The sequence below is a fragment of the Pseudomonas sp. PS01301 genome, assembly GCF_029960215.1.
GTDB lineage: Bacteria > Pseudomonadota > Gammaproteobacteria > Pseudomonadales > Pseudomonadaceae > Aquipseudomonas > Aquipseudomonas coleopterorum.
In genome coordinates this window covers 15,536-31,223 of record NZ_JASCPM010000050.1, presented here as the reverse complement: position 1 = coordinate 31,223, position 15,688 = coordinate 15,536, and the positions used below count along the sequence as shown (strand labels likewise).

8 protein-coding genes are annotated in these 15,688 nt (G+C 63.0%); 5 read left to right on the top strand and 3 right to left on the bottom strand.

Annotated elements, in window-relative coordinates; translation table 11 throughout:
• On the bottom strand, positions 1-182 hold a 182-nt coding region (locus QMX89_RS19900), incomplete at its 3' end, for a hypothetical protein (protein WP_282349550.1).
• A 382-nt stretch (positions 183-564) separates the two neighbouring features.
• Between QMX89_RS19900 and aceE the strand changes: the two genes are divergently transcribed.
• From aceE to msrA, 4 genes are all read left to right on the top strand, one after another.
• Positions 565-3,210 carry a pyruvate dehydrogenase (acetyl-transferring), homodimeric type gene (gene aceE / locus QMX89_RS19895; protein WP_056844631.1) on the top strand — a complete coding sequence of 882 codons (2,646 nt, stop codon included), beginning with the start codon at positions 565-567 and terminating at the stop codon, positions 3,208-3,210.
• A gap of 11 nt (positions 3,211-3,221) precedes the next feature.
• Positions 3,222-5,180, top strand: coding sequence for a dihydrolipoyllysine-residue acetyltransferase (aceF, locus tag QMX89_RS19890; protein ID WP_056844632.1), 1,959 nt, complete (start codon positions 3,222-3,224; stop codon positions 5,178-5,180).
• Positions 5,181-5,474: 294 nt separating this feature from the next.
• Positions 5,475-8,165, top strand: coding sequence for a GGDEF and EAL domain-containing protein (locus tag QMX89_RS19885; protein ID WP_049861453.1), 2,691 nt, complete (start codon positions 5,475-5,477; stop codon positions 8,163-8,165).
• Between the two features lie 68 nt (positions 8,166-8,233).
• On the top strand, positions 8,234-8,881 hold the full coding sequence (gene msrA, locus QMX89_RS19880) for a peptide-methionine (S)-S-oxide reductase MsrA (protein ID WP_090360923.1): 648 nt from the start codon (positions 8,234-8,236) through the stop codon (positions 8,879-8,881).
• Between the two features lie 3 nt (positions 8,882-8,884).
• On the opposite strand, the gene rlmJ is transcribed toward msrA, so the two are convergent.
• Both rlmJ and putP read right to left on the bottom strand, forming a co-directional pair.
• Positions 8,885-9,724, bottom strand: coding sequence for a 23S rRNA (adenine(2030)-N(6))-methyltransferase RlmJ (gene rlmJ, locus QMX89_RS19875; protein ID WP_282349542.1), 840 nt, complete (start codon positions 9,722-9,724; stop codon positions 8,885-8,887).
• A gap of 119 nt (positions 9,725-9,843) precedes the next feature.
• Positions 9,844-11,331 carry a sodium/proline symporter PutP gene (gene putP / locus QMX89_RS19870; protein WP_282349540.1) on the bottom strand — a complete coding sequence of 496 codons (1,488 nt, stop codon included), beginning with the start codon at positions 11,329-11,331 and terminating at the stop codon, positions 9,844-9,846.
• 393 nt (positions 11,332-11,724) lie between these two features.
• On the opposite strand from putP, the gene putA reads away from it, so the two are divergent.
• Complete coding sequence (putA, locus tag QMX89_RS19865; protein WP_282349538.1) at positions 11,725-15,678, top strand: trifunctional transcriptional regulator/proline dehydrogenase/L-glutamate gamma-semialdehyde dehydrogenase; 3,954 nt, start codon at positions 11,725-11,727, stop codon at positions 15,676-15,678.
• The last annotated feature ends 10 nt before the right edge of the window (positions 15,679-15,688 follow it).

Below are 15,688 nucleotides of genomic sequence, written 5' to 3'. Positions count from 1 at the left end.
CCCTCTTCGCGGGCAGAGCCCGCTCCCACATGAATCCCAGTAGTGCCATGGAGAGTGTGGGAGCGGGCTCTGCCCGCGAAGAGGCCCTCAGCCCCTACCACAGCAGCCTGGAACGACTCGCGATTGCGCGACACCAAAGGCATGAGAACGGCCGGAATTTCGACCAGCAAAGGCAGGTTCATGGTCTATCCTTGTGCAGCGTGAAGAGCCCAGTAAAGGTCTGTATAGACAGGTTCATCTGTCCCTGAACTGTCGAACAAAGGTGATAAATAGCTAAATCTCGACCGAACTTGGCAGAATTATCTCCAGCACAGCCTGCAGACGAATACATTCGATCACAGGTTGCGATGCAAGCCACAACCGGACAGGGGGCCAAAAGCCTGTATCCTGTGTTTCCCCCGCTGCCCTCCACCCGCAAGGGCATGAAAAGGGCAGGGATTTGTAGTAAAACTACAGCGCGCCGGAAAAGCTGCCGGTAATCCAAGAATTCAATATCGTCTGCCCACAAGGCCAGTCGCAAACTCAGGCTTCGATTCTGGAAGCCTTTCCGCCCTGGAGCAAGCCATGCAAGACCTCGATCCCGTCGAAACCCAGGAATGGCTGGATGCCCTGGAGTCGGTCCTCGACAAAGAAGGCGAAGACCGCGCTCACTACCTGATGACCCGCATGGGTGAGTTGGCCACCCGCAGTGGTTCACAACTCCCTTACGCCATCACCACGCCGTACCGCAACACCATCCCCGTCACCCACGAAGCACGCATGCCTGGCGACCTGTTCATGGAACGCCGCATTCGCTCGTTGGTGCGTTGGAACGCACTGGCGATGGTGGTCCGGACCAACCTGCGCGACCCGGATCTGGGCGGCCACATTTCCAGCTTCGCCTCCAGCGCGACCCTGTACGACATCGGCTTCAACTACTTCTTCCAGGCCCCGACCGACGAACACGGCGGCGACCTCATCTACTTCCAGGGCCACGCCTCGCCTGGTGTCTACGCACGCGCCTTCATGGAAGGCCGCATCAGCGAAGACCAGATGAACAACTTCCGCCAGGAAGTGGACGGCAAAGGCCTGTCCTCGTACCCGCACCCTTGGCTGATGCCTGATTTCTGGCAGTTCCCGACCGTTTCCATGGGTCTGGGTCCGATCCAGGCGATCTACCAGGCACGCTTCATGAAGTACATGGAAGCGCGCGGCTACATCCCGGCCGGCAAGCAGAAGATCTGGTGCTTCATGGGCGACGGCGAGTGCGACGAGCCCGAATCCCTGGGCGCGATCTCCCTGGCAGGCCGCGAGAAGCTGGACAACCTGATCTTCGTCATCAACTGCAACCTGCAGCGCCTCGACGGCCCGGTTCGCGGCAACGGCAAGATCATCCAGGAACTCGAAGGCGTGTTCCGCGGCGGTGGCTGGAACGTCAACAAAGTGGTGTGGGGCCGTTTCTGGGACCCATTGCTGGCCAAGGACGTCGACGGCATCCTGCAGCGTCGCATGGACGAAGTCATCGACGGCGAGTACCAGAACTACAAGGCCAAGGACGGCGCGTTCGTCCGTGAGCACTTCTTCAATACCCCGGAACTCAAGGCCATGGTCGCCGACCTGTCCGACGACGAGATCTGGAAGCTCAACCGTGGTGGCCACGACCCGTACAAGGTCTATGCGGCCTACCATCAGGCGGTGAACCACAAGGAACAGCCGACCGTCATCCTGGCCAAGACCATCAAGGGCTACGGCACCGGTGCAGGCGAAGCCAAGAATACCGCGCACAACACCAAGAAGGTCGACGTCGACAGCCTGCGCAAATTCCGCGACCGCTTCGACATCCCGGTCAAGGACCAGGACCTGGAAAGCCTGCCGTTCTACAAGCCTGAAGAAGGCAGCGCCGAAGCGCGCTACCTGAGCGAGCGCCGTGCTGCCCTGGGCGGTTTCGTGCCGCAGCGCCGGGCCAAGAGCTTCAGCGTTCCGACCCCGCCACTGGAAACCCTCAAGGCGATCCTGGACGGTTCGGGCGACCGTGAAATCTCCACCACCATGGCCTTCGTGCGGATCCTGTCGCAGCTGGTCAAGGACAAGGAAATCGGTCAGCGCATCGTCCCGATCATCCCGGACGAAGCCCGTACCTTCGGTATGGAAGGCATGTTCCGCCAACTGGGCATCTACTCTTCCGTCGGCCAGCTGTACGATCCCGTCGACAAAGACCAGGTGATGTTCTACCGCGAGGACAAGAAAGGCCAGATCCTCGAGGAAGGCATCAACGAAGCCGGCGCCATGTCGTCGTTCATCGCTGCCGGTACTTCGTACAGCAACCACAACCAGCCGATGCTGCCGTTCTACATCTTCTACTCGATGTTCGGTTTCCAGCGTATCGGCGACCTGGCCTGGGCCGCCGGCGACAGCCGTACCCGTGGCTTCCTGATCGGCGGCACCGCCGGCCGGACCACCCTGAACGGCGAAGGCCTGCAGCACGAAGACGGCCACAGCCATCTGCTTGCCGCGACCATCCCGAACTGCCGCACCTATGACCCCACCTACGGCTACGAGCTGGCGGTGATCATTCAGGACGGCATGAAGAAGATGACCGAAGAGCAACAGGACATCTTCTACTACATCACCGTGATGAACGAAGCCTACACCCAGCCTGCCATCCCGGCCGGCGCCGAGGAAGGCATCATCAAGGGCATGTACCTGCTCGAGGAAGACACCAAGGAAGCGGCGCACCACGTCCAGTTGCTGGGCTCGGGCACCATCCTGCGTGAAGTCCGCGAAGCGGCGAAGATCCTGCGCGAAGAGTTCAACGTTGCCGCCGACGTGTGGAGCGTCACCAGCTTCAACGAACTGCGCCGCGACGGCCTGGCCGTGGAACGTTCGAACCGCCTGCACCCTGGGCAGAAGCCGCAGACCACCTACGTCGAAGAATGCCTGAGCGGCCGTAAAGGTCCGGTCATTGCGTCGACCGACTACATGAAACTGTTCGCCGAGCAGATTCGTCAGTGGGTTCCTTCCAAGGAATTCAAAGTCCTGGGTACCGATGGCTTCGGTCGCAGCGACAGCCGCAAGAAGCTGCGTCACTTCTTCGAAGTGGACCGCAACTTCGTCGTGCTGGCTGCCCTGGAAGCCTTGGCAGATCGCGGCGATATCGAAGCCAAGGTGGTGGCCGAGGCCATCGTCAAGTTCGGTATCGACCCTGACAAACGCAACCCACTGGACTGCTGAGGAGATTTTTTGTGAGCGAACTCATTCGCGTACCTGACATCGGCAGCGGTGAAGGTGAAGTCATTGAATTGCTGGTCAAGGTCGGCGACCGCATCGAGGCCGAGCAGAGTCTGCTGACCCTCGAGTCGGACAAGGCCAGCATGGAAGTGCCGGCGCCCAAGGCGGGCGTCGTCAAAAGCATCAAGGTCAAGCTGGGCGACCGCCTGAAAGAAGGCGATGAACTGCTGGAGCTGGACGTCGAGGGTGCTGAAGAAGCGCCCCAGGCTTCCGAGCCTGCCGCCGAGCCAAAGCTGGAAGAAAAAGCCGAAGCCAAACCAGCCGAGGCGCCCGCTTCGGCCCCGGCTGCCGCTTCGAGCCAGGATATCCACGTGCCGGACATCGGTTCGTCGGGCAAGGCGCAGATCATCGAGATTTCGGTGAAGGTGGGTGACACCGTCACCGCCGATCAGTCCTTGATCACCCTGGAATCGGACAAGGCGAGCATGGAAATCCCTTCGCCTGCCGCAGGCGTGGTGGAGAGCATCAGCGTCAACCTGAACGACGAAGTCGGCACCGGTGATCTGATCCTCAAGCTGACGGTCGAAGGCGCAGCCCCCGCTGCTGCCCCGGCCGCTGCTGCTCCCGCGCCGGCCGCGGCGGCGCCTGCACCGGCTGAAAAGCCGGCCGCAGCGCCTGCCGGCGACAGCGTGCAGGACATCCATGTGCCGGACATCGGTTCGGCTGGCAAAGCCAAGATCATCGAAGTACTGGTCAAGGCCGGTGACACGGTCGAGGCCGACCAATCGCTGATCACTCTGGAATCGGACAAGGCCAGCATGGAGATTCCTTCTCCGGCTGCCGGCGTGGTCGAAAGCATCAGCGTCAAGCTGGAAGACGAAGTCGGTACCGGCGATCTGATCCTCAAGCTGAAAGTGGCTGGCGCTGCACCTGCGGCGCCTGCCCAGGCGGCAGCCCCTGCCCCTGCACCCGCTGAATCGAAACCAGCTGCCGCACCTGCACCTGCTGCTGCCGCTGAAAAGCCTGCTGCCGCACCGGCCAAGCCCGCCGGCGCCAAGGTTCATGCCGGCCCGGCCGTTCGCCAGTTGGCGCGCGAGTTCGGCGTCGAATTGAGCGCGGTGAGCCCGACCGGCCCACACGGCCGCATCCTCAAGGAAGACGTGCAGGTCTACGTCAAGGCGATGATGCAGAAGGCCAAGGAAGCACCGGCCGCTGCGGCCGGCGCTACCGGTGGTGCGGGCATTCCGCCGATTCCAGTCGTCGACTTCAGCCGCTTCGGTGAAACCGAAGAGGTGCCGATGACCCGCCTGATGCAGGCCGGTGCCACCAACCTGCACCGCAGCTGGCTGAACGTGCCGCACGTGACCCAGTTCGACCAGGCCGATATCACCGAGCTGGAAGCGTTCCGCGTGGCGCAGAAAGCCGTGGCGGAAAAGGCCGGCGTCAAGCTGACCGTGCTGCCGTTGCTGCTCAAGGCCTGCGCGCACCTGCTCAAGGAACTGCCGGACTTCAATGCTTCGCTGGCCCCTAGCGGCAAGGCGATCATCCGCAAGAAGTACGTCAACGTCGGCTTCGCGGTCGATACGCCGGATGGCCTGCTGGTACCGGTGATCAAGAACGTCGACCAGAAGAGCCTGCTGCAACTGGCAGCCGAAGCCGCGGCCCTGGCTGAAAAAGCCCGGACCAAGAAGCTCTCGGCCGACGACATGCAAGGCGCCTGCTTCACCATTTCCAGCCTCGGGCACATTGGCGGCACCGGCTTCACGCCGATCGTCAACGCGCCGGAAGTGGCGATCCTGGGTGTTTCCAAGGCCACCATCCAGCCTGTTTGGGATGGCAAGGCGTTCCAGCCCAAGCTGATGCTGCCGCTGTCGCTGTCCTACGATCACCGCGTGATCAACGGCGCCGCCGCTGCCCGCTTCACCAAGCGTCTGGGCGAGCTGCTGACCGACATCCGTACCATGCTGCTGTAAGGCTGGCCGGATAAGAAAAACCCACCTCGCGGTGGGTTTTTTTTGCCCCGGATTTGACCCCGAAGTTCATTATTCGCACGCAACCCATACGGTAGATGCCTTCATCACCGGGTATTTTCGGATCCAATTCCAGAATTTTGTGCGCCTGCCGACAACATGGAAGCACCGAGCCACTGTATCGCTTGTAAGCCCGAGCGCCATGATGCAACCTTGCCCCACGCGCGAGCCTGTAGGGACCCCAGCCTGTAGGGATTGTTGTCTCTGCGCGACCAGTACTCTTGAAGCGAGTGTTCAATGAAAAGCCAGCCCGATGCCGCCAACCGCATGGTGGCCGAGGTAGTGACGCAGCTGCCGGTGCCCTCGCGCCTGGGCATGCTGCGTTTCGAGCGGCTGAACGAGGCCAGTTGGGCCCTGCTTTTCCTGGATCCGAACTGCGAGCGCGTCTTTGGCCTGCCGGCGGCGGAGCTGTGCTCCCTGACCGGCTCGCCGTATGCGTGCCTGATGGAGCCGGCGGCCCGTCATCGTCTGCACGATGCCATTCAGGCGCAATTGGTCGACAGCACCCATTACGTCGTGCGCTATACCCTGCACAGCAACCAAGGCAGCTTGCACCTGATGGAGTTGGGCGAGGCGTTTCGCCAACGCAATCGACAGCTGTTGCGCGGCTACCTGGTGGTCGTCGACGACGCCGTCGATAGCGTGCTCGACAGCGCTGTGGAGCCGACCGGCGTGAGCAGTCCACTGCAAATGGCGCTTGAACTGAACCAACTGGCGCAACGCGAACAACTGCAGCATCTGGAGCGCGCCAGCGCCCAGCAGGCCTTGATCCTGAGCCTGGCCCAGCAGCGCTACGGCACCCACAAGCCTTTGCTCGAAGCCGCGGAGCTGATCACGCGCAACGCCTGTGACATCTATGCCGTGGATTGCGCCAGCCTGTGGAATTTGCAGGGTCAGCAATTGCTGCCCATCACTGCTTATTATCGCGAGCGCCAGGCCCATGGCTGCCCGCAGGCGGTAGACCTGAGCGACTACCCGGACTATCTGACGGCGCTGCACACCAGTCGCGCTATCGACGCCAGCGATGTAGCCACCGATCGGCGCACGTGCCAGCTGGCGCCGTTGCTGGCGCTACGCGACGTTCGCTCCGTGCTCGATGCCAGTATCCGCATCGACGGCCAAGTGGTCGGTGTCCTGTGCCTTGAGCAGAGTGGCGGCGGACGTGCCTGGCGCGCCGACGAGATTGCCTTTGCCGGCGAGCTCGCCGACCACTTCGCCCAGGTGATCAACAACCATGACCGCCGTGCGGCCACCAGTGCCTTGAACCTGTTTCAACGAGCGGTGGAACAAAGTGCCAATGCCTTTCTGCTGGTCAATTGCGATGGCGTGGTGGAGTACGTCAACCCCAGCTTCACCGCGATCACCCAGTACAGCACCGAGGAAGTCCACGGCAAGCGCCTGGCGGATCTACCCGCTCTGGAGAACCTCAGCGAACTGCTGTTCGACGCGCCATCGAGCCTGGCCAACGGCAACAGCTGGCAAGGCGAATTCAAGAGCCGGCGCAAGAACCTGGAGCCCTATTGGGGCCAGCTGTCGATCTCCAAGGTCTACGGCGATGACCGTGAGCTGACCCACTACATCGGTATCTATGAGGACATCACCCAAAGCAAGCTGGCCCAGCAGCGCATCGAGCGCCTGGCTTATACCGACAACCTGACCAATCTGGGCAACCGCCCGGCGTTCATCCGCAGCCTGGACGAAAGCTTCGCTCACGACAGCGACCGGCCGATCAGCCTGATGCTGGTGGACATCGATAATTTCAAGCGGATCAACGACAGCCTCGGCCACCAGACCGGCGACAAGCTGTTGGTCAGCCTGTCGCGTCGCCTGCGCAACAGCCTGAGCCCGGCCGGCAGCCTGGCACGCTTTGCCAGCAACGAGTTCGCCGTGCTGCTGCACGACACCGACCTGGAGGCCGGCCAGCGTATCGCCCAACAGGTGCTGCTGACCCTCGACAAGCCGATGTTCGTGGACAACCAGTTGATCAACGTCACAGGCTCCGTGGGCCTGGCCTGTGCGCCGCTACACGGGCGTGACCCGCAGACCTTGATGAAAAACGCCGGCCTTGCCCTGCACAAGGCCAAGGCCAACGGCAAGCATCAAGTGCAGGTGTTCACCGAGGCGCTGAACGCCGAGGCCAGCTACAAGCTGTTCGTGGAAAACAACCTGCGGCGCGCCTTGACCCAGAATGAACTGGATGTGTTCTACCAGCCCAAACTCTGCCTGCGCTCGGGTCGCCTGTTAGGCATGGAGGCGCTGTTGCGCTGGAACCATCCGGAAAAAGGCATGATCCGGCCCGATCAGTTCATCAGCGTGGCCGAAGAGACCGGTTTGATCATCCCCATCGGCAAGTGGATCGCCCGGCAGGCCTGCCGCATGAGCAAGGCCATGACCGCCGCTGGCCTCGGTCGCCTGCAGGTGGCGATCAACCTGTCGCCCAAGCAGTTTTCCGACCCCGACCTGGTTGCTTCCATCGCCAATATCCTGCAAGAAGAAGCGCTGGACGCCTCGTTGCTGGAGCTGGAGCTGACCGAAGGCTTGCTGCTGGAAGCCACCGTGGACACCCATCAGCAACTCGACCAGCTCAAGCGCCTGGGCCTCACCTTGGCCATGGACGACTTCGGCACCGGCTATTCTTCGCTCAGCTACCTGAAGAAATTCCCCATCGATGTGATCAAGATCGATCGCAGCTTCATCCACGAGATCCCGGACAACCAGGACGACATGGAGATCACGTCGGCCGTGATCGCCATGGCGCACAACCTCAAACTCAAGGTGGTGGCCGAGGGCATCGAGACCGCCGAGCAACTGGCATTCCTGCGCCGTCAGCGCTGCGATGTGGGCCAGGGCTATCTGTTCGACAAGCCGATTCCCGGCGCCGAGCTGATCGAACGGCTCAAACGCTACCCCCGCGGCCCGGCGGTCTGACGTTCTCGGCGAATTCGGGCAAACTGCAGGTCTGAGGGTTTGCCCGCACACGAGAGAGGAACAGCACGATGGTCCTGCGTTCGGAAATTCTGGTGAAGAAACAAGACTTGCCCACCGCTCAACAGGCCCTGCCCGGCCGGGACACCGCGATCAGCGTACCGGAGGCGCACTTCGTCAACGGCAAGCCGCTGCAGGGTCCCTTTCCCGAGGGGCTTGAAACGGCAATTTTCGGCCTCGGATGCTTCTGGGGCGCGGAACGTCGCCTGTGGCAGCAGCCTGGCGTGTACACCACGGCGGCCGGTTACGCCGGCGGCATGACGCCCAACCCGACCTACGAGGAAACCTGCTCGGGACTGACCGGGCACAGTGAAGTGGTGCTGGTGGTGTTCGACCCGCAGGTGACGTCCTACGAAGCGTTGCTGAAGGTGTTCTGGGAGTCGCACAACCCGACCCAGGGCATGCGCCAGGGCAACGACATCGGTACTCAGTACCGCTCGGTGATCTACTGCACAAGCCCGCAGCAACTGGCCGCTGCCGAGGCGACCCGCGAGGCTTTCCAGGCCGAGCTGACCGCAGCCGGCCACGGCGAGATCACCACACAGATCGAACCGGCGCCGACCTTCTACTACGCCGAGGCGTATCACCAGCAGTACCTGGCCAAGAACCCGCAAGGCTATTGCGGGCTGGGCGGAACCGGGGTGTGCCTCACACCCTGAGGGTCATTCGGCGATCAGCCAGTCCATCTTCCAGCCACCCTGGCTCTGGCCGAGCAGATTGGCCAACCAGGGCATCAGCGTGTTGAGCTCTTCTTCCAGCCCCCATGGTGGGTTGGAAATGACCAGGCCCGAGCCGTTCAGGCTCTGTGGCGTGTCCAGCGGGTGCACCAGCAGCTCCACGCGCAGAAGCTTGGGCGCGCCGCTGCTGGTGAGCTCCTGGTAGAAACGCTTGAGGGCGCGCGCATCGTCCTTGATCGGGTACCAGATGGCGACCACGGTCTGGCGCATGCGGCCGATGGTTTCCTTCATGGCCTTGGCGCAGCGCTGCAACTCGTCCAGCTGTTCGAACGGCGGATCGATCAGCATCACCGCGCGCTTTTCGGCCACGGGCAGCAAGGCTCGCGGCACGTGCCAGCCCTCGCCCAGGTGCACCGCAACGCGTGGGTCCTTCTTCATGTTGTCCTTGAGCAGCTGGCCATCGTCCGGGTGCTTTTCGTTGAGCAGCACGCGGTCCTGCTGGCGCATCAGCCGCCGCGCCAGCTCGGGCGACCCTGGGTAGTAACGCAGCTCGCCTTCGGCGTTGAGGCGGTTGATCACCTTGACGTAGTCGTCGGTCAGCGCGGGGCGGTCGGTGGCCTGCCACAGGCGGGCGATGCCTTCGAGCCATTCACCGGTGCGGGTCGCCTGGTCGCCGCTCAGGTCGTACAGGCCGAGGCCGGCATGGGTGTCGATATAGGCGAACGGTTGTTCCTTGCGCGACATCAGCGCAATCAACCGGGTGAGGACGATATGTTTGAACACGTCGGCGTGATTGCCGGCGTGGAAGGCATGACGATAGTTCATGGGGACTCCTGCAGATGGGCAGGAGTCTAGCATTTCAGATAGGGTTTTTGCGGTGGCTGGACGGGCCCTTTCGCGGGCAGAGGGCTCAGCCCGCGAAGGCGATCCGCCCAGGCACTGCATCACTTGCCTTGGTGGAAAGCCGCCTCGGCGCGTTCGAAGCGGCTGATCATGGCCGGTGACGGACCACGGCCCAGCTTGCTGACGATCACGATGGCCAGGCTGGCAAACGCGAAGCCCGGAATGATCTCGTACAACCCCAGCAGCTCGAAGTGTTTCCATAGGATCACCGTCGCCGCGCCGACCAGAATGCCAGCCAGGGCGCCGTTGCGGGTCATGCCTTTCCAGACCACCGAAATCAGCACCACCGGCCCGAATGCCGCGCCGAATCCTGCCCAGGCGTAGCTGACCAGACCCAGCACGCGATTCTCGGGATTGGACGCCAGCCAGATCGCGACCAGCGCCACCAGCAACACCATCATGCGACCGACCCAGACCAACTCGCGCTGAGACGCGCCCTTGCGCAGGAACGCTTTGTAGAAGTCCTCGGTCAGGGCGCTGGAGCACACCAGCAACTGGCAGCTGAGGGTACTCATCACTGCCGCCAGGATGGCCGACAGCAACACGCCGGCAATCCACGGGTTGAAGAGGATCTTGGCCAGTTCGATGAACACCCGCTCGTGGTTTTCATTGACTGCACCTGCCAGCCCGGGGTTGGCCGAGAAATAGGCGATGCCGAAAAAGCCCACGGCCACGGTGCCGCCCAGGCAGAGGATCATCCAGGTCATGGAAATGCGCCGGGCCTTGGCAATGGATTTCACCGAGTCGGCGGCCATGAAGCGGGCGAGGATGTGCGGTTGGCCAAAGTAGCCAAGGCCCCAGCCCAACAGCGAAACGATACCGATGAAGGTCGTGCCGCGCAGCATGTCGAAATTGGCCGGGTTCTGCGCCTCGATGGCCAGGAACGCCGTGTCGACACCGCCGGTGGCCAGCACCACGACGATGGGCGTGAGGATCAAGGCGAAGATCATCAGCGTGGCCTGCACGGTGTCGGTCCAGCTGACCGCCAGGAAGCCGCCGACGAAGGTGTAGGCGATGGTCGCCGCGGCGCCAGCCCACAAGGCCGATTCATAGGACATGCCGAAGGTGCTTTCGAACAACCGCGCGCCGGCGACGATGCCGGATGCGCAATAGATGGTGAAGAACACCAGGATCACGACCGCAGAGATGATCCGCAACAGGCCGCTGGTGTCTTCGAAGCGCCCGGCAAAATAGTCCGGCAAGGTCAGCGCGTCGCCGTTATGTTCGGTCTGCACGCGCAGCCGGCCCGCGACGAACAACCAGTTCAGGTAGGCGCCGATGATCAGGCCGATGGCGATCCAGACCTCCGAAAGACCCGACAGGTAGATCGCGCCCGGCAGGCCCATGAGCAGCCAGCCGCTCATGTCCGAGGCACCGGCCGACAATGCGGTGACCACGCTGCCAAGGCTGCGTCCGCCGAGAATGTAGTCGGAAAGGTTGTTGGTAGAGCGGTAGGCGAACAGGCCGATCAGGACCATGGCAGCGATGTAGATCACGAAGGTGATCAGCGTGGGATTGCTGACACTCATGGGGTGTCTCCTTGCTTTGTTTTTATGAGCCTGCGAGCGCGCCTCGGCGTTCATGACGCAGGTCGGCAGATTGCAAAACGTGCGGGTTGACCTGAGGGGGCCGAACTTTAGGCCGGCATTACGGACAGGCGCAACCCTTTTGGCAAGCAAGTTGCACCTTTGGAAACATCTGGATAAACACGACGCATCTGCTTCCTTTCGGAGCATTTGCCTGTTTACGGCTACACACCCGCACCGGATTTGTGCAGATTCAACCCATGCAAAAAGGTTTTCCGTCGAGCGGTGCAACTTTCATCCAGATCAAGGTTGCACCTAGTTGCACCCCGCAAAGCGCACGGCTAATCTTGCCGCCGGCTTTATTGCCACGCACCGTGGCCCTGATGAGGACAAGAAATGGCAACCACTACCCTGGGCGTCAAGCTGGACGACCCGACCCGCGAACGCCTCAAGGCTTGCGCGCAGTCCATCGACCGTACGCCGCACTGGTTGATCAAGCAGGCGATCTTCAACTATCTGGAGAAGCTTGAAGGGGGCGCAACGCTGACCGAGCTGTCCGGGGCCGGGGTGAGTGGCAATGACGACGCGGGCGATATTCTGCCGGACCACGCGCACCAGTGCTTCCTCGAATTTGCCGAAAGCATCCTGCCGCAGTCGGTACTGCGCGCTGCAATCACTGGCGCCTATCGTCGTCCCGAGCCCGAAGTGGTGCCGATGCTGCTGGAGCAGGCGCGCCTGCCGGCCGACATGGCCGACGCCACCAACAAGCTGGCCGCGCGCATCGCCGAAAAGCTGCGCAACCAGAAGAGCGCCGGTGGTCGTGCCGGGATCGTTCAGGGCCTGCTGCAGGAATTCTCGCTCAGCTCCCAGGAAGGCGTGGCCTTGATGTGCCTCGCCGAAGCACTGCTGCGCATCCCCGACAAGGGTACGCGCGATGCGCTGATCCGCGACAAGATCAGCACCGGCAACTGGCACCCGCACCTGGGCAACAGCCCGTCGCTGTTCGTCAACGCCGCGACCTGGGGTCTGCTGCTGACCGGCAAGCTGGTGTCCACGCACAACGAATCGGGCCTGTCGTCTTCGCTCAGCCGCATCATCGGCAAGAGCGGCGAGCCGATGATTCGCAAGGGCGTCGACATGGCCATGCGCCTGATGGGCGAGCAGTTCGTCACTGGCGAAACCATCGGCGAGGCCTTGGCCAACGCCAGCAAATTCGAGAGCAAGGGTTTCCGCTACTCCTACGACATGCTGGGTGAGGCGGCGCTGACCGAGCACGACGCGCAGAAATACCTGGCTTCCTACGAGCAGGCGATCCATTCGATCGGCAAGGCCTCCCACGGCCGCGGTATCTATGAAGGTCCCGGCATTTCGATCAAGCTGTCGGCGCTGCATCCGCGCTACAGCCGGGCCCAGTACGAGCGCGTGATGGAAGAGCTGTACCCGCGCCTGCTGTCGCTGACCCTGCTGGCCAAGCAATACGACATCGGCCTGAACATCGACGCCGAGGAGGCCGACCGCCTGGAGCTGTCGCTGGACCTGCTCGAACGCCTGTGCTTCGAGCCGCAGCTGACCGGCTGGAACGGTATCGGCTTCGTCATCCAGGCCTACCAGAAGCGCTGCCCGTATGTGATCGACTACGTCATCGACCTGGCTCGTCGCAGCCGTCATCGCCTGATGATCCGCCTGGTGAAAGGCGCCTACTGGGACAGCGAGATCAAGCGCGCTCAGGTCGAGGGCCTGGAAGGCTACCCGGTGTACACCCGCAAGGTGTACACCGACGTTTCCTATGTGGCCTGCGCGCGCAAGCTGCTGTCGGTGCCGGAAGTCATCTACCCGCAGTTCGCGACCCACAACGCCCATACCCTGGCTGCCATCTACCACATTGCCGGTCAGAACTATTACCCGGGCCAGTACGAGTTCCAGTGCCTGCACGGCATGGGCGAACCGCTGTACGAGCAGGTCGTGGGCAAGGTGGCTGATGGCAAGCTGAACCGTCCATGCCGTGTGTATGCACCGGTCGGTACCCATGAAACGCTGCTGGCCTACCTGGTTCGCCGCTTGCTGGAGAACGGCGCCAACACCTCGTTCGTCAACCGTATTGCCGATCAGTCCATCTCCATTCAGGAACTGGTCGCCGACCCGGTGGCCACCATCGAGCGGATGGCGACCCAGGAAGGTCAGTTCGGCTTGCCGCACCCGCGCATCCCCCTGCCGCGCGATCTGTACGGCAGCGACCGGGCCAACTCGGCCGGCATCGACATGGCCAACGAACATCGCCTCGCATCGCTGTCGTCCGCCCTGCTGGCCACGGCTCACAACGACTGGAAAGCCCTGCCGCTGCTGGGCTGCGAGGCCAGCAACGAACCGGCCCAGCCGGTGCTGAACCCGTCCGACCTGCGCGACGTGGTCGGCCATGTCCAGGAGGCCACGGTCACCGACGTCGACAACGCCATTCAGTGCGCGCTGATCAACGGCCCGATCTGGCAGGCCACCCCGCCGGCCGAGCGTGCTGCGGTGCTGGAGCGTGCCGCGGACCTGATGGAAGCCGAGATCCAGCCGCTGATGGGCCTGCTCGCCCGCGAGGCCGGCAAGACCTTCGCCAACGCCATTGCCGAGGTGCGTGAAGCCGTGGACTTCCTGCGCTACTACGCGGTGCAGGCGCGCAATGACTTCAACAACGACGCCCATCGCCCATTGGGGCCAGTGGTGTGCATCAGCCCGTGGAACTTCCCGTTGGCGATCTTCACCGGCCAGGTGGCTGCGGCGCTGGCCGCGGGCAACCCGGTGCTGGCCAAGCCTGCGGAGCAAACCCCGTTGGTGGCCGCTCAGGCCGTACGCCTGCTGCTCGACGCCGGCATTCCGGAAGGCGTGCTGCAACTGCTGCCGGGCCGCGGTGAAACCGTCGGCGCACGGCTGGTGGGCGATGAGCGGGTCAAAGGCGTGATGTTCACCGGTTCCACCGAGGTGGCGCGACTGCTGCAGCGCAACATCGCCGGGCGCCTGGATTCGCAGGGTCGACCGATTCCGCTGATCGCCGAAACCGGTGGCCAGAACGCGATGATCGTCGATTCTTCGGCGCTGACCGAACAGGTGGTGATCGATGTGGTGTCCTCGGCATTCGACTCCGCCGGCCAGCGTTGCTCGGCCCTGCGCGTGCTCTGCCTGCAGGAAGATTCCGCTGACCGCGTAATCGAAATGCTCAAGGGCGCCATGGCCGAAGCACGCCTTGGTAACCCCGAGCGTCTGAGCGTGGACATCGGCCCGGTGATCGACGCCGAGGCCAAGGCTGGCATCGAGAAGCACATCCAGGGCATGCGCGACAAAGGCCGTGACGTCTACCAGATGGCCATTGCCGACAGCGCCGAGATCAAGCGCGGCACCTTCGTCATGCCGACCCTGATCGAACTGGAAAGCTTCGATGAGCTGCAACGCGAGATCTTCGGTCCCGTGCTGCACGTGGTGCGCTACAAGCGTCGCGATCTGGATCAGTTGATCGCTCAGATCAACGCTTCCGGCTATGGCCTGACCCTGGGCGTGCACACGCGCATCGACGAGACCATCGCCAAGGTGATCGATAACGTCCATGCCGGCAACGTCTACGTCAACCGCAACATCGTGGGCGCTGTGGTGGGTGTGCAGCCGTTCGGTGGCGAAGGGCTGTCGGGCACAGGTCCCAAGGCCGGTGGCCCTCTGTACCTGTACCGCCTGCTGTCGACCCGACCCAACGATGCCATCGCCCAGTCGTTCCAGCGCAGTGACGCCGGGCTCGCCCCCGACGTGCGCCTGCGCGATGCCTTGGGCAAGCCGTTGCAGGCGCTGCAAGCCTGGGCCGCGAGCACCCAGCAGGCCGAACTGGCGCAACTGTGCGGCGAGTTTGCCATCCAGTCGCAGAGCGGCGTGACCCGTCTGCTCGATGGCCCGACCGGTGAACGCAACAGCTACACCATCCTGCCGCGCGAGCACGTACTGTGCCTGGCCGAGGTGGAAGCCGACCTGTTGGTGCAACTGGCAGCGGTGATGGCCGTGGGCTCCAGCGCAGTGCTGCCGGACAATGCCTTGAGTAAGGCCGTGCGCGCCCGTCTGCCCAAGGAAGTTCAGGCACGGGTCAAGCTGGTACCGGAGTGGAACAAGGACGAGGTGCTGTTCGGCGCAGTGCTGCATCACGGTGATTCCGATCAGTTGCGCGCGGTCTGCGAGCAGATCGCCAAGCGCGGCGGTGCCATCGTCGGCGTACACGGCCTGTCCCAGGGTGAAACCGGGATCTGCCTGGAGCGTCTGGTGATCGAGCGGGCACTGAGCGTGAACACCGCTGCGGCCGGCGGCAACGCCAGCCTGATGAGCATCGGCTGATGCTGACCGA